The 20,228-nt window shown below is 64.4% G+C and carries 20 protein-coding genes; 9 read left to right on the top strand and 11 right to left on the bottom strand.

The annotated features are described in order from the left end of the window. Window positions 1-997 (bottom strand): ABC transporter substrate-binding protein (locus ABD197_RS16660; protein WP_344056112.1); only part of this gene is annotated, 997 nt, incomplete at its 3' end. A 249-nt stretch (window positions 998-1,246) separates the two neighbouring features. Between ABD197_RS16660 and ABD197_RS16655 the strand changes: the two genes are divergently transcribed. From ABD197_RS16655 to ABD197_RS16635, 5 genes are read left to right on the top strand one after another with little or no spacing between them, the layout of a single operon-like run. Then, window positions 1,247-1,693, top strand: coding sequence for a MaoC family dehydratase (locus ABD197_RS16655; RefSeq protein WP_344056111.1), 447 nt, complete (start codon window positions 1,247-1,249; stop codon window positions 1,691-1,693). Further along, window positions 1,690-2,850, top strand: a complete 1,161-nt coding sequence (locus tag ABD197_RS16650; protein ID WP_344056110.1) for a thiolase family protein — start codon at window positions 1,690-1,692, stop codon at window positions 2,848-2,850. Before ABD197_RS16655 ends, ABD197_RS16650 begins: the two co-directional genes overlap by 4 nt. Next, the gene (locus tag ABD197_RS16645; protein WP_344056109.1) at window positions 2,847-3,272 is read left to right on the top strand and encodes a Zn-ribbon domain-containing OB-fold protein; all 426 of its coding nucleotides are present in this window, start codon (window positions 2,847-2,849) and stop codon (window positions 3,270-3,272) included. The genes ABD197_RS16650 and ABD197_RS16645 overlap by 4 nt, the downstream gene beginning before the upstream one ends. Then, complete coding sequence (locus ABD197_RS16640) at window positions 3,265-3,735, top strand: FAS1-like dehydratase domain-containing protein (protein ID WP_344056108.1); 471 nt, start codon at window positions 3,265-3,267, stop codon at window positions 3,733-3,735. The genes ABD197_RS16645 and ABD197_RS16640 overlap by 8 nt, the downstream gene beginning before the upstream one ends. Before the next feature lie 16 nt (window positions 3,736-3,751). Next, window positions 3,752-4,738 (top strand): acetylxylan esterase, encoded by a 987-nt coding sequence (locus ABD197_RS16635; RefSeq protein WP_344056113.1) that lies wholly within the window; start codon window positions 3,752-3,754, stop codon window positions 4,736-4,738. 106 nt (window positions 4,739-4,844) lie between these two features. On the opposite strand, the gene ABD197_RS16630 is transcribed toward ABD197_RS16635, so the two are convergent. Genes ABD197_RS16630 through ABD197_RS16605 form a run of 6 tightly spaced genes read right to left on the bottom strand, consistent with a single transcriptional unit; the run spans window position 4,845 to window position 13,122 of the window. Then, window positions 4,845-5,951 (bottom strand): alcohol dehydrogenase catalytic domain-containing protein, encoded by a 1,107-nt coding sequence (locus ABD197_RS16630; RefSeq protein ID WP_344056107.1) that lies wholly within the window; start codon window positions 5,949-5,951, stop codon window positions 4,845-4,847. Beyond that, the gene (locus ABD197_RS16625) at window positions 5,948-8,251 is read right to left on the bottom strand and encodes a CaiB/BaiF CoA-transferase family protein (protein WP_344056106.1); all 2,304 of its coding nucleotides are present in this window, start codon (window positions 8,249-8,251) and stop codon (window positions 5,948-5,950) included. The genes ABD197_RS16630 and ABD197_RS16625 overlap by 4 nt, the downstream gene beginning before the upstream one ends. Further along, window positions 8,251-9,687 carry an aldehyde dehydrogenase family protein gene (locus tag ABD197_RS16620; protein WP_344056105.1) on the bottom strand — a complete coding sequence of 479 codons (1,437 nt, stop codon included), beginning with the start codon at window positions 9,685-9,687 and terminating at the stop codon, window positions 8,251-8,253. The genes ABD197_RS16625 and ABD197_RS16620 overlap by 1 nt, the downstream gene beginning before the upstream one ends. Window positions 9,688-9,727: 40 nt before the next feature. Next, window positions 9,728-11,098 carry an acetyl-CoA carboxylase biotin carboxylase subunit gene (accC, locus tag ABD197_RS16615; protein ID WP_344056104.1) on the bottom strand — a complete coding sequence of 457 codons (1,371 nt, stop codon included), beginning with the start codon at window positions 11,096-11,098 and terminating at the stop codon, window positions 9,728-9,730. Further along, window positions 11,091-11,600 carry an acetyl-CoA carboxylase biotin carboxyl carrier protein gene (gene accB / locus ABD197_RS16610; protein WP_344056103.1) on the bottom strand — a complete coding sequence of 170 codons (510 nt, stop codon included), beginning with the start codon at window positions 11,598-11,600 and terminating at the stop codon, window positions 11,091-11,093. The genes accC and accB overlap by 8 nt, the downstream gene beginning before the upstream one ends. Beyond that, window positions 11,590-13,122 (bottom strand): hypothetical protein, encoded by a 1,533-nt coding sequence (locus tag ABD197_RS16605; protein WP_344056101.1) that lies wholly within the window; start codon window positions 13,120-13,122, stop codon window positions 11,590-11,592. The genes accB and ABD197_RS16605 overlap by 11 nt, the downstream gene beginning before the upstream one ends. Window positions 13,123-13,350: 228 nt before the next feature. On the opposite strand from ABD197_RS16605, the gene ABD197_RS16600 reads away from it, so the two are divergent. Continuing rightward, entirely contained in the window at window positions 13,351-13,938 is a 588-nt protein-coding gene (locus ABD197_RS16600; protein ID WP_344056100.1) for a biotin transporter BioY, read from the top strand. A 60-nt stretch (window positions 13,939-13,998) separates the two neighbouring features. Then, window positions 13,999-14,598: a TetR-type transcription factor C-terminal domain-containing protein gene (locus ABD197_RS16595; protein WP_344056099.1), complete on the top strand. Its 600-nt coding sequence runs from the start codon at window positions 13,999-14,001 to the stop codon at window positions 14,596-14,598. Window positions 14,599-14,612: 14 nt separating this feature from the next. Here the strand turns inward: ABD197_RS16595 and ABD197_RS16590 are convergent, their stop codons facing one another. From ABD197_RS16590 to ABD197_RS16575, 4 genes are read right to left on the bottom strand one after another with little or no spacing between them, the layout of a single operon-like run. Continuing rightward, entirely contained in the window at window positions 14,613-15,557 is a 945-nt protein-coding gene (locus ABD197_RS16590) for a sugar kinase (protein ID WP_344056098.1), read from the bottom strand. Then, window positions 15,554-16,219, bottom strand: a complete 666-nt coding sequence (locus ABD197_RS16585) for a bifunctional 4-hydroxy-2-oxoglutarate aldolase/2-dehydro-3-deoxy-phosphogluconate aldolase (RefSeq protein ID WP_344056097.1) — start codon at window positions 16,217-16,219, stop codon at window positions 15,554-15,556. The genes ABD197_RS16590 and ABD197_RS16585 overlap by 4 nt, the downstream gene beginning before the upstream one ends. Beyond that, window positions 16,186-17,028: an NAD-dependent epimerase/dehydratase family protein gene (locus tag ABD197_RS16580; protein WP_344056096.1), complete on the bottom strand. Its 843-nt coding sequence runs from the start codon at window positions 17,026-17,028 to the stop codon at window positions 16,186-16,188. The genes ABD197_RS16585 and ABD197_RS16580 overlap by 34 nt, the downstream gene beginning before the upstream one ends. Next, complete coding sequence (locus ABD197_RS16575) at window positions 17,025-17,942, bottom strand: DUF4432 family protein (protein WP_344056095.1); 918 nt, start codon at window positions 17,940-17,942, stop codon at window positions 17,025-17,027. Before ABD197_RS16575 ends, ABD197_RS16580 begins: the two co-directional genes overlap by 4 nt. 97 nt (window positions 17,943-18,039) lie before the next feature. Between ABD197_RS16575 and ABD197_RS16570 the strand changes: the two genes are divergently transcribed. Together ABD197_RS16570 and ABD197_RS16565 are read left to right on the top strand one after the other, a co-directional pair. Beyond that, window positions 18,040-19,080: a zinc-binding dehydrogenase gene (locus ABD197_RS16570; protein WP_344056094.1), complete on the top strand. Its 1,041-nt coding sequence runs from the start codon at window positions 18,040-18,042 to the stop codon at window positions 19,078-19,080. 121 nt (window positions 19,081-19,201) lie between these two features. Beyond that, a partial coding sequence (locus ABD197_RS16565) for an ABC transporter substrate-binding protein (protein ID WP_344056092.1) occupies window positions 19,202-20,228 on the top strand: 1,027 nt, incomplete at its 3' end.

Here is a 20,228-nt window from a genome sequence, read left to right as displayed (position 1 = left end):
CCTTCCCGAGCGCGAAGGAGAGGAAGTCCCAGGCGTCCTGCTGATGCGGCGACTGAGCGGACACACCGGCCAGCCAGCCGTAGAGGATGTGCTTGGGCTCGAAATCACCGCCATCGCTCATCGGTGGCATGGCAGTCCCAAAAGTCTCCGAGACGTTCGAGTTGGTGGGGTCGGCAAGAACTCCGTACCATCCGGAAGGGGCCACCATCTGCGCGCAGTCGAGCTGGGTGAAGGCGGTCGTCGCACCGGCTTGACCGGAGCTATGCGTGCTTTCCGGCGAGAACTGTGCGAGGGCCACATAGTCCTCCATGACTTGCTTTGCGAAGTCCGTGCTCAGCAGCGGCTCGTTGGTCTCCGGATCGAGCAACCGGCCACCCGAGGAGTAGAGCCGCTCCGTATAAGAGCGCGCTGAGAAGAGGGGGCCAAAGTTTCCGCAGTACCCGTAGTAGCCCGCATCCGAGAACTCGGCCGCCTGTTCGTTCACCTCTTCCCACGTGGTCGGAAGCTCGAGGCCCAGTTCCTCGAACAGGTCGGTGCGGTAGAAATTGACGAACGGCTCGGTGCTCAGCGGCACCCCGTAGGTCACACCGTCGTACTTCGAATACTCCTGCAGAGCATCGGGGAAGTCATCGATGTCGTAGACCTCGTCCGCATCGATGAATGAGTCGAGCGGCAGCAGCGCTCCGGAGGGAATGATGGTCGGCGCGGCGAGAGCGTCGATCTGCACGACATCGAACGTTGCCTGGTTCGCTTGGCCCGCGAGGATCATCTTTGTGGGCAGCTGGGCGATCGGTACCGAGACGAACTCGAGTTCGATCCCTGTTTCCGCGGTGTAGTCCTCCGCCGCGGCCATCAGGAAGTTCGCGCTCGGACTGTCGCTGACAAGGACCGTCAACGTGCTGGCTGGCTCCTCGGACTGGGGAACGCCCGCAGCGTCTTCCTCGCTCGCCGGGGCGCAGGCTGTCAGGACAAGGGTGGCGCCGGCCGCCAGTGCCACGGCACTGTGTATGCGCTTCATTGATTGCTCACTTTCGTGGATTCGGACTGGGTGCTCGCTACTAGTGATGCGCGCCTCCGTGAAGGGAGGCATGGAGTCCCAACTCCGCAAGAGTTCTACGGGCTCCATCGCCTCGGCGCGAGCATACACAGATTGTCGGCACTTTGCGACCGGGCGCCCGGTCGGTTATCCTGAACGTGTAGCTCGATGACCGAGCCACTTTCATGCACGGCGGAATGAGATACAGGCATGGCTTCACCCCGCTGGGAGCATCACACCCTTCATCTCGGAATGGTTGTCGCCACGAGAGAGCACGTCGTCGACGAAATCGACTTGTTTCTCTTCAGCGCCGCGTGCGCCCTCCCGCATCGCATTCATTACGATCACCAGTTCGCGCGGTCGGAAGGACTTCGCACTGTTCCAGTACACGGACCACTGCAGGCGACCTGGCTCACGCAGCTTGTCTCTGAATGGGCCAACGGTCTCGGCGCTGTGCTGGAAACCTCGACTGTGCGCCACGCCAATCCGGTCTACCCGCGGGAGGTGCTGCGGGCATCGCTCACCGTCATCGAGGTCGCGGATGCGAGTGAGCCGAATCCGGGAGTGACTCTGCGGATGCAACTCGTCAGGGCGGACGGCACCCTTGCCACCGACGGGTCAGCGAGGGTTGTGGGACGTGCAGTGGTGGCGAGATGACGAACGCCGACATACAGATCGCCGGTGTCGGCGCCAGCGCATTCACACGCGCAAGCGGAGTCTCGGTGGTGTCGCTCGCCCGGCAGGCCGCGTGCGCCGCGCTCGACGACGCCGGATTGCAGGCAAGCGATGTGGGAGTCGTCGTGCCCGTCGGCGGGTCTCTTTTCACCGAGGACTTGATTGCAGCCGTGGCGCTGCGAGACGACGTCATCGACCTAATCCCTCCGCCCGGCGGAAACGGCGGACTGAATGCGGTAGGGCTCGGGCAGCTGGCTTTGCGCTCGGGAGCTGCCGACATCGCCCTGATTGTCTTCGCGCGCAATGGCCGCTCGGTCAACCGCATCGACCGCCGCGTTGCCCTGTTGCCTGGTCAGCAGTTCCGGGAGCTCTTGGAGCGCCCGTATGGCTGGGTCTCACCGGCCCAGTGGTATGCCATGATCGCCCAGCGGCACATGGCGCTGCACGGTACGACCGTCGATGCACTTGCGGAGGTGGCGCTGACCATGCGAGCGCATGCGCAGCTCAATCCCGCCGCGATGATGAATGGCCGGCCAATGACGCGGGTCGATTACGACCGCTCCCCGACCGTGACTGATCCCTACCGCGTGCTGGACTGCTCTCTGGAGACGGATGGTGCCGTCGCCGTCGTACTGACAAGCCGGGGGCGATCACGCACAAGGACCGGTGCGCGCGATATACCTCTCCTCGCCTTCGCCTCCGCTCGGCCCCAAAGTCCGGACGACCTGACTAATCGAGAAGACTGGATGCGGATCGGATTGAGCGCGGCTGCGCCGGCGGCGTATGAGTCGGCCGGTCTCGGACCGTCGGACGTCGACACGGCGATGATCTACGACTGCTTCACCTTCGAAGTGATCCACCAGCTGGAGGAGGCCGGCTTCTGTGCGCGGGGCGAGGCGGACTCATTCGTGCGTAGCGGAGCCCTTCGTCTGGGTGGCTTGCTGCCGACGAACACACACGGTGGCCTGCTTTCGGAAGGACACCTGCTCGGGCTCTCGCATGTCGTCGAGGCCGTCAGGCAACTGCGCCAAGAGGCTTTCGGCCGCCAAGTAGATGACCCTCGGGTGGCGGCGGTCACCGGCTGGGGAGACTGGGGCGACGGATCGATGGCGCTGCTGGGAAGGCCAGGTGCCGTGTGATCCACAACGACCGCCATAACCGGGCGCGGCTGATCGCGCCCGAGATCGCACCGTACCTGCATGGCGACGAGGGAGCGCCGCTCTCCCTACCGCGCTGCACGATCTGCGGACGTGTGCAGTGGCCGCCACGACCGTCGTGCGTCGAATGCGGTGGAATCCGCTTCTCGCCGTATTCCGCGGCCCCTCGCGGCACACTCTTTTCCTGGACGACGACGCACCGAGCGCCATCGCCCGAGTATGCCGACCTGACGCCTTTCACCGTCGTGATTGTCGAGCTCGACGATCACGACGGCGTTCGCTTGCTCGGTCGCTTGGCCGCTACGGGCGATGTTCCATCGCTACGGGTGGGGATGCGAATGCACGGTGCCCGGGAGCGCGACGCTCGTGAGCGGTCGCTATTGACCTGGAGGATCGATGACTGATGTTTACGGGCCCGTCGCCACCACGGCACCCGCGGAAGAGATCGTGCAAGTGACGCGAGACGCGATACGAAGGTTTGCTTTCGCCGCCGGCATCTCGGCCCTTGAGCACCACGATGCGGAGGTGGCCCGATGCGCCGGCCACCGCGATGTCATCGGCCCCCCATACTTCTTCGCATCACTCGGGCTGGGTATGGGGCACGTCCGCCCGCGGGACGAGTTAAGTCTCGGAGGAATTGCGCTGGACGATCCGCTCGCCTTCAGCAAGGTTGTCGCGGGCGAAACCTGCGTGCGATGGCATGGGACCATCTACGCCGGCGACACTATTCGCATCCGCTGCACATTTGTGGGAGTCGAGCGCAAGGCCGGGCGATCGGGCGTTTTCGATGTCTACACGTTCCGTCGCGAGTACTTCCGCGGTGACGAGCTGCTCATTGACGAGACCTACAGCCGAATCGCTCGATAGGAACGGACGCACACGGATGGCTTTCTTCGACCTACCCGAGGCCGAATTGCGGCGATACCGCCCGACCGTGACCGAGCCCGAGGACTTCGACGATTTCTGGACCGGTACTATCGCCACGGCGCGACAGGTGCCGATACAGAGTTCCGTGGTGACGGCCGTCCCTGCTCCGTTCGCGCACATCCGCGTCTTCGACGTGCGGTTCCCAGGATTCGGCGGCCATCCCGTCGGCGCGTGGCTGCTCGTCCCCGACGGCGCCGAGAGATGCCGGGCTATCGTGCACTTTCAGGGCTACGGCGGCGGGCGAGGTCTTCCCCACGAATGGCTGCCGTGGGCCAGCGCGGGCTATGTAACACTTGTGGTCGATACCCGCGGTCAAGGCGCCCACCGCGACTCGGGAAGCGGCACACCAGATCCGGCCGGGTCGGAGCCTGCCGTTCCGGGGTTCATGACACGCGGGATCCTCCACCGCGACACCTACTACTACCGGCGTGTGTATACGGATGCCGTGCGTGCCATCGATTTCCTCCAGACACGCACCGAGGTCGACGCCGGTCGAGTCGCTGTGGCGGGCATCAGTCAGGGTGGGGGAATCGCGATCGCCGCCTCGGCGCTTCACGGCGCGGTCGCGGCATGTTTGGCCGATGTGCCCTTCCTTTGCCACTTCGAGCGGGCGGTAGGTCTCACGGACAGCGACCCGTATGCCGAGATCGTGCGCTATCTGCGTGCGCACCGTGACGACGTGGCAGTAGTGGCGAGCACGTTGGCGTACTTCGACGGCGTCTCCCTTGCGGCGCGGGCCACGGCGCCGACCTTGTTCTCGGTCGCCCTGCAGGACACAGTCTGCCCGCCGTCGACCGTTTTCGCAGCGTTCAACGCCTGGGACGCGCGGAGAAAGGAGATCGTGGTGTGGCCCCTCAACGGTCACGAGGGCGGCGGTGCCGACCAGTGGCCACGGCAGGTGAAGTTCCTCGCAGAATCGCTCCGGGCCGCATCGGAAGGCTGACATCGGTGGCGGCGCGGAGCGCGGGCTCCTTCGTGAGCGGATTCGCCAAACCGTCCGGGGGTCAAATCGGACGCCTGCAGTAACACGAAGTCGTTCGCGGCTACGATCAATGGGCTCCGGTTGAGGGAACGAGGACCGGCTTGACCACGCGCCCGCTGGCCATGTCAGCTTCGGCGCGGTTGATGTCGGAGAGGTCATAACACTCGACGATTTTCTCGAGCGGCAGGTCACCACGTTGCCACATCGCGACAAGCTGCGGAATGAACACCTGCGGCACGGCGCTGCCTTCGAAGCAGAACGTGACCCGCCGGCCCGCGAGAGCACGCGGCGTGACGCTCAACCGTCCGCCGGCCCCGACAAGAACTGCTCCTCCGGGTCGGCGCAACACCTGGATTGCCGCAGTCAGGAGCGGCGGCGCGGCCGTGGTCTCAAGGGTCCAGTGCATGCCGGGTCCTCCTGCGCGTACCCGATCGTCGAGGTCGTCGCCCCCCTCCACCGTGCGCGTGGCGCCCAACTCGCGAGCGAGGGACAGTCGGTGAGCATCGCGGTCCACGGCGACGATCTCGGTGGCACCGCATAACTTCGCGGCGACAACGCCGGCCAGGCCCACTGCCCCAACCCCGAAGACCGCCACCGAGTGTCCGGGCCGAACGTCCATCTCGTGGAAAACACTGCCCACGCCGGTTTGAACGCTGCACGCGAGGGGCGCAAGAAGCGCGAGCGGTAGTCCTGCGTCAACCCGTACCGCTGCGCGGTCTTCCACGACGGCATACTCGGCGAACGAGGACTGGCCGAACCATCGATCCGCGAGCGGCAGGCCGTCTGAGACCGCTTCCGCTGGTGGGCGGTTTCCCTGGCTAAGGCCCGTGAGATTCATCGCTTCGAAGTGGTCACAGTAGCCTGGGCTGCCGCGCAGGCAGTTCGTGCATCTCCCACAGGAGGCGAAGCTCATGATGACGGCGTCGCCTGGATGCAGGTCGGTCACTGCTGAGCCCACTTTGGTGACGATGCCGGCGCCCTCGTGTCCCGGGATTATCGGGCCCGTCACGTTCCAAACCTCGGGGTCGCGCGTGCGCAGATCTGTGTGGCACAGCCCGGTCCCTGCGATCTTCACGAGTACTTGGCTCGGTCCTGGCTCAGCCATCCGCACCCGCTCAAGAGAAAATGGGTCGTTCGGTGCGCGCAGGACAACCGAATTTATCGTCAGTGTCATGCGAGGGGCCCCTGCCTGCCCGCCTGTGGGGCAGCGAACAGTGCCCTGCTATGCACGAGTGCATCGATCTCCGTGGGGGTCAACCCGAGCAGCTCTTCCGCAACTGTTCGAGTGTGCTCGGCGAGACGTGGTGCGGGGTTCAACCGCGGCGTGAGGCCGCTCGCGAACAGCGCCTCGCCGCCCTGGACGATTAAGCTGCCAGACACTCCCGGTAGAGCGCTGTTGGCAAGGAGCGCTCTGCGGCTGACATCCACGTCATCGGTCAGCTCGACCTCGTGAACCACCGGCGCAGCCTTCACGCCGACGCGTTGGAGCACCGACGCCGCGGTTGCCGGATCGACCCCACTCACCCATGCCGAGATGATTTCGTCCAACTCCTCACGATGGGCAATGCGTTGCGAACGGCTTGCGAACCTGTCGAGCTGGGTGATGTCGTCGCGTCCTATCGCGGCGCACATCTCCTGGAATGCTCGGTCGCCGTCCACCTCCAGGTAGAGCCAGGTGTCCGCTTCACTTCCACCGGGCCCGGCGAACACTCCGCAGGGCGCGTCTGGCGCGTTCGGGCGTGCAGAAGCGAAGGCGGAGGCGTCGCGGATCAGGTCGAGTTGCGCGATCGTCGCGTTTCCTGCCTCGCCGGTGCGACGCGAACGCAGACACAGTGACACGGCGGCGATGGCGGCAAGTCGTCCCGCCAGGTGGTCGGGAAAGACGGTGAGCCCGTCGCCGTAGCTCCCGTTCTGACCCGGGTACTGCCACTCATGGGTCACGCCGGCGGAGGCGCGAACGAGCGGTCCGTATCCGAAGAGGCGCCGCGCGTCGGGGGACGCACCGAACGCGCTTCCTTCGACGGTCACGAGCGCGGGGTTGATCCGTTCGAGTGCCTTATGGTCAAGGCCGAGTGAATCGAGCGTGCCGGGCTTGAAGTTGCTCACCATCACGTCCGATACGGCAATCAGGTCGCTGAAGACCCTTCGGCCGAGGTCATGACGCAGATTCACGCCCATGCTGCGCTTGTTGCGATGTCCGCGCGCGAAGCTCGTGGACATCCCAGTGGCGAGCGTGGCGAGCCGCGATCCGTCCAGGTGATCTGGGCTCTCAATTTTTATGACGTCCGCCCCGTAATCAGCGAGCAGCCGTCCGGTTTCTGCTCCGGCAACGATCACCCCGAGGTCGAGAACGCGCAAGCCCTCAAGCGGCAGGGCTGCAGCATCCCATCCATTGAGGCCGTCGAAGAATCTCGAGGCTGTGCGCCACGTGCGCGACCGTGGGGCGGGAAACCGCATTCGGCGGCCATCGATGACGAAGATCCCTGCTTTTCCGGGGTTGGTGGCGGTGTCTCCGTCGGACGGCTCGGCCCCGCATAACTCGGATGCCGGGAGCGCCCCACTTGCAGGTCGGATAGCCGCGATCGGAACGCCACGCGCTTGGCCCTCGCGGACCGCTTCCTCCTGGGAAAGGTCGGCCAGGAGCCGACCGATCTCGGGGTACAGCTCGCGCGCTGCGGCCAGACGGACCTCGCCGTGCTCGAACCGCGGATCGGCGAAGGCAGCGGGTTCGCCCAGCCATCCGAACAGTCCTCGCCACTGGCCAGGGCTCAGGACGCAAATGCGCACCCAGCCGTCAGCAACGTGGAAAACGGGGTAAAGGTCGCGCGAATCCGGTCTCCCGATTGCCGCACTCAGATCTCTTGTCCCGAGAACGGTGCCCTTGATTCCGAAGGCCGGATCGAGGCCGTGGAACATCGCATCGGAGACGGCGAAGTCGATCGCTTGATCTTCTCGCGTACGAGCAGCGGCTACGACGGCAAGCAATAGGAGCCACACACCGTGCACCGCGGCCGTGATGTCGACGATAAACGCGGGTGGCATGAGCGGAGTGCGGTACTCAGGCAGGCCCGACCGCGCGAGCGCGCCCGAGAGCGCAAAGTGAACGCCGGCCGACGCGGTCCACCCGGAACGCGAACTCGTTCGTCCGAAGTCGCTAACGTCTATCCATATCGAGGGACCCTCTGCCGCGCGTCGTCCGAAGCCGGCCGCAGCGTACCGGCGCGCGGCACCGGAGGAGTCGTCGACGAGAACGACATCCGACGTTTCCGCGAGCGCCTCGATTTCGTCCGCCAGGAGCCCTCCGGAATCGCCGTGGGCTTCATCTGCGAGCTCGGTCGTCTCGTCGGAGCGTGCCTGTCGGATCACGTCCGCGCCGAGATCCGCAAGGAGTCTTGCCATGCCCGGGACAAGCTTACCGGTGAGATCGAGCACTCGAAGGTCGGTCAGCGGGGCGAGCCCGGTCTCTACCGCCATCAAGTATTCCGACCGATCGAGATCACCTGAACGTTGGTGTATTGCAGAACACCGTCGAGGCCGTTCTCGCTGCCGAGGCCCGACATCCGGTGGCCGCCCAGAGGAAAAGCGGGCGACAGCCGCTGCGTCTCGTTGACCCACACTATTCCCGAGTCGATGCGCTGCGCGACGCGCTCAGCGCGCTCCTGATCGGCGCCCCACACCGAGCCGCCGAGCCCGTACGCGGAGGCGTTCACCCGCTCGATCACCTCATCGTCATCGTGAAATCGCAGTAAGGGCACGATCGGCCCGAACGACTCTTCGGCGACGACAGGGTCCGCTTCCGGCGGGTCGTCCACGACGTGCGGGTGGATGTAGAAGCCTTGCCCCTCGGGGATTGCACCCCGCAGGTGGAAGGAGAGACCCCGGTGCGTCGCCGCCTCGATGAGCCCGCGCACGCGAATGTACTGATCACGGTTCGCAACGGGACCCAGATCGACATCGGGGTCCAGCCCGCTGCCGACGCGCACTCGCTCTGCGACCCGAACGAATTGTTCCGCAAACTCGTCGTAGATGCTCGCGTGGACGTACACACGCTTGGACGCGAGACAGTATTGCGCGTTGTTCGTGAAGCACGCCAGAAACACTTTCTCGGCCACGACATCTATGTCCACGTCGGGTAGCACGACGGCGGCGTCGTTCCCGCCCAACTCGAGGGTAACGCTTGCCATCGTGGCGGCGGCGGAACGCATGACCGCCGAACCAGTGGCTGTCGATCCGGTGAACACGATCCGCGCCACACGCGGATCGCTCGTCAGCGCAGCGCCGAGATCGTGCTCACCAGTGACGACGTTGAGTACTCCGGCGGGCAGCACCCCGCACACCAACTCGGCGATTCGCAGCGTCGCGACGGGCGTATAGGGCGACGGCTTCAAGACCACGGTGTTGCCGGTCAGCAGTGCCGGTGCGACCTTCCACATTGCGAGGGTTACAGGAAAGTTCCACGGTGCCAGAGCCGCAACGACACCCATCGGAACCCGCCGAACGCGCACGGTGCGCTCATCGTCCTCCTCTACGACCTCGTCCCACGGCACATCGATCTCAGCCATGTGGTCAAACCACCATGCTGACCGATCGATCTCGCCGCGAGACTCGGTCAGACGCTTGCCCTGCTCGCGGGTAAGCAGCACGGCGAGTTCTTCCTCGTGCTCGCGGAGCAGCGCCGCGATCTCCCGAAGCGTCCTTCGGCGTCGAGAGACGGGTGTGTTGCGCCACGCTGGGAATGCGCGTTCGGCGGCGGAGACCGCGTCAGATAGCTGCTCCAGCGATGCGCTCGCTGACCACGCGAAGACGCTCTCGTCGGCGGGATCTAGAATCCTAATCGGCTCTCGATTGCCGGCGACGAGTTCGCCGTCGATGAGGAGTCTCGTGGTGCGTGCTGCGGCGGTGTCGGGCATGATCGCGTTTCTGGGATCGGTGGATGAGCGGATTCGAGGGTCAGGCTCGTGATGGCTCGCGGGCGGCAAGGAAGTCCGCGACGAAGGCCGTATTGAATTGGCCATCGCGGAAGATTTCGCTGTTCAGGATCGCCGCGTGGAGCCGTGCCGTCGTCGTGACGCCATCCACACACAATTCATCGAGCGCGCGCAGGGCGCGCGCGATCGCCTCATCTCGGTCAACGCCCCACACGATGAGCTTGCCGATCATCGAGTCGTAGAAAGGCGGGATGACGTAACCCGATTCAATGTGTGTGTCGAGGCGGATTCCGAATCCCCCCGGGCTCCGGAAGCGCGCGACCGTGCCGGGCGCCGGCCGGAACCCCTGATCGGGATCTTCGGCGTTGATGCGGCACTCGATAGCGTGCCCCCGGAAAGCGACGTCATCCTGAGAAAGAGGCAACGGGTTGCCGGCCGCAATGTGGAGCTGAAGCTTGATCAGATCGATGCCGGTGACCATCTCGGTCACAGGATGCTCGACCTGGATGCGTGTGTTCATCTCGATGAAGTAGAACGTGCGCTCACGGTTGTCGAAGACGAACTCGACCGTGCCAGCGTTCCGGTAGCCGACAGATTGGCACAGTGCAATGGCTGAGCGCGCGAGTTGAGAACGCAGTTCAGAGTCGAGCACCGGCGAAGGGGCTTCCTCGATCAGTTTCTGGTTGCGACGCTGAGCCGTGCAGTCCCGTTCGCCGAGGTGCACCGTGGAGACGCCGTCCCCCACCACCTGGATCTCGATGTGCCGGACGTCGGTGAGGAACCGCTCGATGTAGACCGCCCGGTCGCCGAAGGCAACCTCCGCCTCTGACATGATCTCCGCGAGATCCCGTTCGAGCGTTTCGGGGTTTTCGACCACCCTCATCCCGCGACCCCCTCCGCCGGCCGCGGCCTTGATGAGTAGCGGGTAGCCGACCTCACCCGCGACGGCGAGCGCCTCATCGAATCGATCGATGGCACCCTCCGAGCCGGGCACCGTCGGCACACCGGCTTCGCGCGCAATCTTCTTCGCCTCTATCTTGTCCCCCATCCGGCGGATGATGTCGGACCCAGGGCCGATGAAGATGATCCCCTCTGCCTCGCACATAGCAGCGAACTCGCTGTTTTCCGCGAGGAACCCGTACCCCGGGTGGATCGCCTCCGCGCCAAACGTTAGCGCCGCGCTGACCACGGCATGAAGGTTTCGGTAGCTCTGCGCGACGCCCGCCGGGCCGATGCAGACTGCCAAATCTGCCAATTGCACCGGAAGGGAATCTTTATCGCCCTGGGAGTACGCCAGCACACTGCGAATGCCCATCTCCCTACAGGCGCGGATGATCCGCAACGCGACCTCACCCCGATTTGCGATGAGGACGCTCGAGAGGTTCCTAGACATCTGGCGTGATCACCAGGAGAGGCTGGCCGAATTCGACGGCCTGCTCGTTGGTCGCCATGATGCGGGTCACAGTACCCAGAACTCCCGCCTCGATGCTGTTCATGAGCTTCATGACTTCGACGATGCCGACAACCGTGGTCGGCGTAACTCGTCCACCGACGGATACGAACGCGGGTGCGGCGGGGCTCGGAGCGGCGTAGAACGTCCCGACCATGGGCGCAGTAATGACGACGTCTCCCGGTGCGGCGATCGTCGGTGGAGCGGGCGCGGGCGCGGAGGGGACAGGAGCAGTCGCCTCTCGCGCCGGGGGAGCGGCCGGTGGTGCAGGGGAAGTGGCCGGCGTCGTCGGTTTCCGTGAGGTGGCGATGTGTCCCTGGCCGCCTCGCGAGACGAATAGCTCGACATCGCCGTACTTCAGTGACAGTTCCTGCACGTCCGGCGTGAGGTTGACCCAGTCGATGATGGCCTTCAGTTCGCGAATGTCGGGCTGGTCAAGCGGCATGGTTGTCTCCTCGCTGAATTCTGATTCGCAGGTCTCCGGCGGCGAGCGATCTCGTGCCCGCCGGAAGTTTGTCGTAGAGCTCTTTCACGATGGACAAAAGATTGCCCGGTAGCTCGTCCGGGTTTCCCCCCGCGGCCACCGTCGCCTTCATTTCGTCGACCTGGCTGCCGGCGAACATCGCGCGAAGCAGGTGGTCGTCGATCGACTCGTCCGGGTGGTGCTCGTGCAGCGTGGGAAGCATCGGGCTTGGCTCGGTCGGCTCCAGTGGGATGTCGGACGCGCCGTTCGCAAGGATCTTCTCGCGCAGTCCCGCTTCGATGTCGCCAAGCAGTTGGCCGTAGTAGCCGAGCACGTACTTCTTGATCTCGTTCGGGACCACCTTGTATCGCTCGCCGGTCACCACGTTTAGCACCGCCTGGGTGCCGACGAACTGCGCGAAGGGGGTGATCATGATGGGATAGGCGAGCTCTGCACGAACCCGGGCGACCTCCATGAGAAGCTCGTCGTATCGTTGCTCGAGCCCGGCAGTCGCGAGCTGCGAGCGGAAGTTGGACAGCATGCCCCCCGGCGTCTGGTGCATGTAGTGCAGTCCGTTGTACTCGATCGGTACCCCGAGCGGCTTGTCCTCTGCCGCTGCAATCGCGCGAATTTTCTCACTGATCCCTTGTACGACGTCGTCTCGGACATTGACGACGTAGCCAAGGGCGCGCAGATCTCGGACGACGTTTTGCACGGACGGTTGCGCGTTGCCCGTCGCGAGCGGGGCTATCGACAAGTGCAAGGAGTCGGCGCCGGCCTCCGCTGCCTCCAAGCACACCAGCGGTGCGAGCCCTGTCAGCGAGTGCGTATGGACTTCGAGTGGGCGTTGCCCGATGACGTCCTTCAGGGCGGGCACCAATGAACGGATCCGCTCCGGAGTGAGCAACCCCCCAGCGTCCTTGAGCATGATGCGATCGACGTCCGCCTTCTCGATCAGTTCAATCGCTTTCGAGACGAATAGCTCGTCGGTGTGCACGGGGCTCTCACAGAACGAAACGGCCCCGAAAGTCTCTGCGCCGAGATGTTTGGCCCGAAGCAGGCCGCCGGCGATGTTGTCGACATCGTTGAGTCCGTCGAACGAGCCGATCGAACGGAAGCCGTTGGCATAAAGCCGCTCGACCCATGCCGTTATCACATCATCAGGGAGGAAGTCGAACGCAGCAAGATTGCGTGATCGGATCAGTGCCCGGAAGCGTGTACGCGGCGCCAGGCGGTGGGCTATACGAACCCGTTCCCAAGGATCCTCCTTGAGATATCGAACGGCCACGTCGAATTGGATTGGGGCAACCAGGTCGACATGCTCGAAGCCGGCGCCGTCGAAGTCGGCTGCCATGGACGCGATGTGCTCAGTGCGCATGCGAGTGGCCCACAGGCTCTGGTGCCCGTCTCGGAGGGTGGTGTCGATGATCCTGATCTCGCGCTGACTTCCGGCGACGCGTCCGCCCTGACTCATGATGGACGCGATCGACGGTCTCTCGCTCATCAACACTCACCCCTTCTCCATGCACCGCTTCGGGTTGCGACTACCACCGTGGCCCCCGGTTTCCGAGCGACAACCGACCGGGCGCCCGGTATGGTCATCCTAGGCCACATAGAGACCCCGGCCAAACGCGGGGGCGACGTCCGTTCTGATGGCACCCGCGTTACACATGACACGAAGGAGTCCCCGATGTCTCACCCGCTTTCCGTCCGACGGCCAGCATTGGCCGACATGATCGCTACGACCCGACCGCTCACTCGCATGGCGAGTAACGTTGCCCTCGTCGCGGCTGGAGTCGCGCTTGTCTCGGTGCTCGCGAAGGTGTCCTTCTTCATCGGCCCGATCCCGATCACCGGGCAGACACTGGCCGTCATCACCGTCGGCGCGGTATTGGGATCGCGGCGCGGCGCCGCGAGTCTGGCGACCTACTTGCTAATTGGGCTCGCGGGCGCCCCTATCTTCGCGGGGCCGGTTGCCGGCCCTGCATACGTCCTTGCGCCGTCTTTCGGATTCGTCCTCGGCTTCATCCCCGCTGCCTTCGTCGCGGGCTGGTTCGCGGAGCGTGCATGGGATCGGATGCCGTGGCTTGCCTTCGTGGGCTTCGTCGCCGCGTCAGTCGTGCCCTTTGTCTTCGGGCTGCCGTACATGGCGCTCATACTCGGGCCTGTCCAGGGAAACGCGGTCACCGTGACGAGCATCCTGGCCGTGGGGGTAGTACCGTTCATCATCCCTGGTCTCATCAAAGCGGCAGTCGCTGCGTTGCTGATCCCCGGTGCGTGGTTGCTGGTCAGGGCCACCGGCCGGACATCCGGCGGTTGAAGGCTGAGCGATAGCTCGCCGCGGCCGGAGCCTGGAAGCCCGTCGAGAAAGGTGGCTCGGATGACCGAACCTGCAGGGCGGGCAAGACGTTCGACCGGTCAACGCATTCTTTCGGATGCTGCATCACTTTTTCGGCGTCACGGATACGAAGCCACTACGACGCGCGAGATCTCCGAAGCGCTGGGGATCAAGAAGGCGACGCTCTACCACCACGTCTCGAGCAAGGAAGATCTGCTCTACCGGATCTGCCTGGCCGCCTTGCATGACGTCGAGGTCAACGCGAAAGCGGCCGTCGAGCAGGCTGAGGCCCGCCCGCGGGAGCGTATTCGGGCGATGATCCACGGGCACACCGTGGCCATGCTGGCCGAAGTGGACTTCAGTCACACCATGCTTACGGACATGAGGTCGTTGTCAGGCGACCGTCTCAATGAGGTCGTGCAATTGCGCGATTCCTATCAGAACTGGACCGAGTCGCTCGTCCGCGAGGCGCAGGAGTCTGGTGACCTGCGGGAGGACGTGCCTGCGCCCCATCTGACTCTCGCACTGTTCAATCTGCTGAATTGGACGATGTTTTGGTACCGAGCGGACGGAGACCTCGCTCCCTCGCAGGTGTCCGAACTGTTAACGACGATGTTTCTGGATGGCGCGAGCCACCGCTGACCCTCGTCAAGGGGTTACCGGAGCACCGGGTCCCCCAGGCCATTAAGCAGTTCGAGTTGGGATCGATGTGGGGAGCTCTCCCAGTCACCCGGGCCGAGGCATGCAAACGCGCCGCAACGCACGGCAAGGTCCACCCGCTCGGCGGCCGAGCGGCCCTCAAGAAACCCGGTCAGATACCCGGCAACGAAAGCGTCGCCGGCGCCAACGGTGTCGACGACCGTGACGCCGATTGCGGGAACTTCGGCAAAGTTGCCGTCGATGTACGACACGCAGCCGCGACTTCCGAGCTTGACGATCGCCTGTCCGGGCCCGAGCTGAGAAAGACGCCTGCTGAGATCCGCGGGCGACCCTTCTCCGACCAAGAGTTCTGCCTCCTCGACGCCGGCGAAGACGATCGTCGCCTTCGCCGCAAGACGTCTATACACAGGTGACGGATCTCGGTCCCTCCAGAGGAAAGATCGATGATTGACGTCGAATGACACCGGCACGCGGAAAGCATGCGCAAGGTCGATCAGCCGATCGACGGCTTCAGCCGCGCTGGAGGAGATCGCCGGAGTGATGCCTGTAACGTGAACGACGCCCGCGAGGCGGACCATCCCCTCGTCGACATCCTCGGGTGAGATCATGCTTCCCGCGCTGCCGTACCGGTGGTACCTAACCCGAGTGACCTGCGCGACCGGCTCCTTGATCATGAGACCGGTGGGCGCCGCGACCTCCACGCGTGCATGAACTTCGACGGACTCCCCGCGAAGTTCACGGAGGACTCGTCGGCCAAGGGCGTCGTCGCCAACGCGGCCGATCCACGCAGATGGCAGACCCAGCCGAGCGACACCGATGGCGACGTTGCTTTCAGCGCCGCCTACGCCGATCGCCAGCTCGTTGGCGTGTTCGAGCGCTAAGGGGGCGGTGGGGCGAAGCAGCGCCATGGTCTCTCCTAGGGTGAGCAGCCCACCGTTCATCCCTGCACCTCCTTCACGAGCCTGGCCGCCTCGCGGCTCAGCTTCTCGATTTTTCGGTAGTCCCGCGCAGCTAGGACGTCTGACGGTGCAAGCCAACTCCCGCTGACGGCAGGGACTGCGGGATGCCGCAGATACCGCGCTGCGTTCAGCGGGGAGACGCCGCCGCTTGGCACGAAGGCCAATGTGGGAAACGGCTGGGCGAGCGCGGCGACAGCGTTGAGCCCGCCGAGCTGATCTGCAGGGAAGAACTTGACAGCGCCCAGGCCGCCGGTGAGGGCTCTCTGAGCTTCCGTCGCTGTCGCTGCTCCCGGAAGCACGGCAAGTCCGAGGTCCGTAGCTCGGGAGACCACACGTTCGTCCAGCCCGGGGCTGATGACGAAGCGCGCGCCCGCCTCCGCGACGCGGTCGACGTCCTCCGCCGTGAGAACGGTGCCTGCGCCCACGTGGAGTGTCTCGGTCGCTGCTGCAGCGGCGATCGCTTCAAGCGCCGAAGAGGTTCGGAGAGTGATCTCGACGCAGCCGATGCCGCCGGCGGCCAGCGCTGCGACGACGTGTGGTGCCGTCGAGGCATCATGAATCGTGACGACAGGAATGATCAGTTGGCCGTCCAGAACACCCGGTAGCGCGATCACGCTGAGTTCCCTTCGGTTGATGGTGTCCATCTCAGGACCTCGCGAGTTCGACGCGCGTCGATGAGTGCTTCCCGCCCGACGAGCGGTCGGATCAGCGGTACACCGGAGTAGTAGCGTCGGACGAGTTCGGAGGTGGGTTCGTCGCTAAATGTCTGCGGCTCCACCACCCAGAGCCGCTCGTGTCCGCGGAAGTCGACGAGGATTGCCTGCTCGATCGCGGTGGCAACCGACACGTGGGTGCAGTACCCGAAGAGACCATTGACAGCCCAGTCAAGCCCGAAGCGATCTATACCGGCTTGTGCATCGGCAGCATGGGCCAGCACGGCGTGCAGGCGAAGGCTGACCACGCTAAGTGAGTCGTGGCGGCGAACGAGTGAGTCAGCCTGCAGCTCCTGAATCTGTTTCGACAGGCTATAGCCGTCCTCCGTCCGTGAGGGATGTTCAAGATCGACGGGCAGGTAATCGAAACGTGGTTGCCTGCTCCAAGCCATCCCGATGGCATTGACGCTTGAGGCTTGCACGACCCGACGGATGCCGAGCTCTGCGGCGGCAGAAAGGACGTTGTACGACGAGGTCACATTCGTGTTGTGCACCTGCCACTCCGGCGCCGTCCGCGGGTTGTTGATTGCAGCGAGGTGCACCACGGCGTCCGCGCCACTCAGCGCGGAGCGGGCGGCGTTATAGTCCGTCAGATCGGCTACGGAGGACTCGGACGCCCCCGGCTCACCAGCCGGCGGCCGACGGATGTCGATACGGATAGCCTCGTGGCCGGCAGCGCTGAGGTGGGCGGAGACTATAGATCCGACTATTCCGAGAGCACCTGTGATGGCGACCTTCATTGTTTGTCCTTCTCCGTTGCATTGGTCGGGATGAAACGAGTCAGACCCACCGCAACGGTGAATCGACGGCGTCCGCCCGGCTCGAGGGTCAGCATCCGCAAGTTGTCCGCACCGGGCGGAGTCGTCGACGGTTCGATGGCGTATACGTATCCGCCCCCGGCCCATCGGGAATCGACGGAGGCACCTGACTCACGCCAGATCCACGCATATCGAAGGTCGGGATCGTCCCAGCTGAGTTCCACTGCAAGGCCGAGGAGTGGATTGCTCACCCTCGCGCGGCCCGCTCCTTGGACGGCGACGGCACCGAAGAGTCGACTGCCGTCGAGGGCAGGAATATGGCGGGGATTCGCCCCGCCCGGCCCCCCGGGCTCGGTCGAGATGAGGAAGAAGTCATCCCCAGGCAGTTCGACTTCGCACATCGGCCCCAAAAAGGGAGCGCCGAAGGCCGGGTGGTGCTGGTAAACGTAGCGGTGAGCCTGGTCTGACATGTTGTGGAGACTGTCCTCCACGCTCACCACGTCCCCGTTCACGCTGATCGACCTCTGAATATGGAAAGGGAGTTCGGTCAGCCGCACATGGGCCTCGATCCGAGAGTCCTGCACGCGCGTCAACTCCCACTCCAGCGCGGACGCCTGGCCGTGGTACCGCCGTTCCACCCCGTCCACGGTTGTCGAAGGGCCTGCGTGAGGGACGAGCACCTGCCATCCACCGGAGTAGGAGTCCATCCAGGCTTCCTCGCTGTCCCGAGGGCTTGTCTGTGGCACCGGTCGCACCGCGTCGGAGCTGACGGCCCAGGGCGTGCGCATCAAGACGTCGATACCGGTTGCCCTGTCGGTCAACGAAGCGACTTCTGCTCCTCGACCTAGATCGACGACAGCCTCGACCGTCGGCGTTCGAAGGCAGTAACGGCTCACTCTCACGGCCTTTCACTCGTCTTGGGACACATCGCATCCCATCTTCGTCGGATTTTCTATATTCTATATGTAACTACTTCCTGAAGATTGGTCGATCATGACAACTGTGACCGGTCTCGCCTTCCCTGGCGAGAGCACCGTGGCCCTGCGCGAGTTTGATATCCCCTCTCCTGGCCCGACGGAAGTGCGCATATCCGTTAAGGCGTCAGGCATCTGTGGGAGCGACCTGCACTCGTACATCGCTCCCAGCGGGCTTCGGGCACCTGATGGAACAACGCTCATCGCTGGGGGGCATGAGCCCGCCGGGGTGGTCGAGTCGGTCGGATCGGCGGTGACGGGTTTCGCTGTCGGTGACCGTGTGCTCGTGCATCACATTCTGGGATGCGGCACGTGCGACAACTGTCGACGAGGCTACCCCGTCGTCTGCCGCAGCGCCGCCCGCATCGCATACGGAGGCGGCAGGAACGGTGGACACGCGCCCCTGCTACTCGTCGAAGAGCGCTCGCTCATCCTGCTCCCAGAAACCTTGAGCTTCATCGATGGCGCGATGATCGCCTGCGGGGTGTCCACGGCATATTCGGCGTTGCTCAAAACGGGCGTGCGTGCCGGGGACCGGCTGCTCGTGACAGGAATGGGTCCTGTTGGCCTTGCCGTGACGCTGCTCGCAGCGAACATGGGTGTCTTCGTCATCGGTTCCGATCCCAACGCAGACCGGCTGGCTGAAGCGACGCGCCATGGACTGGCACATGCGTTGTCCGCAACGGATGCGGCGGCAGAACTCGACGCGCTCACCGGGGGCTTCGGCGTCGACGCGGCCATCGAATGCTCGGGGGCCGTCCCCGCGCGATTGCTTTGCCTGGAGGCGGCCGGAACCTGGGGACGCGTGGTCTACGTCGGCGTCGGAAGGCAGGACCTCACATTCAGTCCCACGGATCTCGTCCTCAAGAAGCTGCTGACCGTACGGGGGTCGTGGGTGTCGAGCATGGCCGAGATGGAGGAGGTGACCCGACTTCTCGCGCGGACCGGAATCCATCCGGACTCCCTGGTGAGCGAGACCTACGACCTGGCGGCGGGAGAGGAGGCTTACCGACGCTTCGCGGATGGCGCAACCGGAAAGCTCGCCTTTGTATATACATAATTTCATGCATAATATAGAAAATACGGGTCCAGAAACTCCGTCCCGGACTCAATGCGGAGTCAGCCTTCGCGGCGGGTGAGCACTAGAGCACGTTCATCATCAATCTGAAAGAGAGCAGTTCATGAAGCGCATCCACAGTGCAGTGGCGCTGGCCGCGGCAGCCGCGCTCGCCCTCACGGCGTGCACCGCCGACGAAAGTGGAAACGAAGCGGGGGCTCCTGGAGTTCCACAATCGGAAGAGGAAGTGACGAAGCTCACTGTGCTGGTCACAGACAGCCCGAGTGCCACGTTCCTCAAAGAGGCAGGAGCTGAGTACACCGCAAGCACCGGAATCGACGTTGAGTTCGTATCAGTGCCGAACGCCCAACTGCCCACGAAGATGATCCTCGCGGGCCAAGCAAACCAAGCGACTTTCGACATTGCTCAGTTCGACGCCTTGACGATGCCGACGATCGTCCCCTCCGGCGCTCTGCAACCGCTGGATACCTTCATCGATGCGGATGAGGCCTACGACATCGATGACTTCCCCGATGCTCTGCAGGAGTATTCGAAGTACGAAGACGTGACCTACGGGGTGCCGCTGAGCACCGAGCCGTTCGTCAATTTCTACCGCACCGACCTGTTCGAGGAACTGGGCCTCGAGCTTCCGACCACGTGGGAAGAGGTGAACGAACAGGCGGCCGAGTTCTCGGATGCGGGCTACTACGGGTACTGCGGTTACTGGGGGCCTGCGCTGTCGGCACGGGCGTACACGGAGCGGCTGTACTCCTCGGGTGGCCGGTTGCTCGATCCGGAGACCAACGAGCCGCTGCTGAGCACGGACTTCGCAAAGCAAGTCATGGAGGACTATGTGGCCCTGGCGCCATTCTCGCCGGAAAGCACGTACAGTTCTGGTCAGACCGGTGCGACGACCGCCTTCACCCAGCTCGACTGCGCGCAGATGGTGGCCCCTTCCGGATGGTACGGAGTCCTGGCGGATCCCACGAGCTCGAATGTCGCCGACACCTTCAGTGCGGGTCTTCCACCGATGAGCGATGGCGGTGATTTCGAGCCCAAGCACATCCTCTACGGCTGGCTGGCCGGCGTGTCCGCTCAGTCGCCGCATCAGCAGGGAGCCTGGGACTTCCTCTCCTTCGCGCTCGGGAAGG

The sequence above is a fragment of the Microbacterium lacus genome (assembly GCF_039531105.1).
Classification (GTDB): Bacteria; Actinomycetota; Actinomycetes; order Actinomycetales; family Microbacteriaceae; genus Microbacterium; species Microbacterium lacus.
This window is presented reverse-complemented; position numbering and strand designations above follow the sequence as displayed.

Coding starts and splice junctions, on each gene's coding strand:
- ABD197_RS16655 (WP_344056111.1), top strand. CDS start 1,247: ATGGCTTCACCCCGCTGGGAGCATCACACCCTTCATCTCGGAATGGTT.
- ABD197_RS16650 (WP_344056110.1), top strand. CDS start 1,690: ATGACGAACGCCGACATACAGATCGCCGGTGTCGGCGCCAGCGCATTC.
- ABD197_RS16640 (WP_344056108.1), top strand. CDS start 3,265: ATGACTGATGTTTACGGGCCCGTCGCCACCACGGCACCCGCGGAAGAG.
- ABD197_RS16635 (WP_344056113.1), top strand. CDS start 3,752: ATGGCTTTCTTCGACCTACCCGAGGCCGAATTGCGGCGATACCGCCCG.
- ABD197_RS16630 (WP_344056107.1), bottom strand. CDS start 5,951: ATGACACTGACGATAAATTCGGTTGTCCTGCGCGCACCGAACGACCCA.
- ABD197_RS16625 (WP_344056106.1), bottom strand. CDS start 8,251: ATGGCGGTAGAGACCGGGCTCGCCCCGCTGACCGACCTTCGAGTGCTC.
- ABD197_RS16620 (WP_344056105.1), bottom strand. CDS start 9,687: ATGCCCGACACCGCCGCAGCACGCACCACGAGACTCCTCATCGACGGC.
- accC (WP_344056104.1), bottom strand. CDS start 11,098: ATGTCTAGGAACCTCTCGAGCGTCCTCATCGCAAATCGGGGTGAGGTC.
- accB (WP_344056103.1), bottom strand. CDS start 11,600: ATGCCGCTTGACCAGCCCGACATTCGCGAACTGAAGGCCATCATCGAC.
- ABD197_RS16605 (WP_344056101.1), bottom strand. CDS start 13,122: ATGAGCGAGAGACCGTCGATCGCGTCCATCATGAGTCAGGGCGGACGC.
- ABD197_RS16600 (WP_344056100.1), top strand. CDS start 13,351: ATGATCGCTACGACCCGACCGCTCACTCGCATGGCGAGTAACGTTGCC.
- ABD197_RS16595 (WP_344056099.1), top strand. CDS start 13,999: ATGACCGAACCTGCAGGGCGGGCAAGACGTTCGACCGGTCAACGCATT.
- ABD197_RS16590 (WP_344056098.1), bottom strand. CDS start 15,557: ATGAACGGTGGGCTGCTCACCCTAGGAGAGACCATGGCGCTGCTTCGC.
- ABD197_RS16585 (WP_344056097.1), bottom strand. CDS start 16,219: ATGGACACCATCAACCGAAGGGAACTCAGCGTGATCGCGCTACCGGGT.
- ABD197_RS16580 (WP_344056096.1), bottom strand. CDS start 17,028: ATGAAGGTCGCCATCACAGGTGCTCTCGGAATAGTCGGATCTATAGTC.
- ABD197_RS16570 (WP_344056094.1), top strand. CDS start 18,040: ATGACAACTGTGACCGGTCTCGCCTTCCCTGGCGAGAGCACCGTGGCC.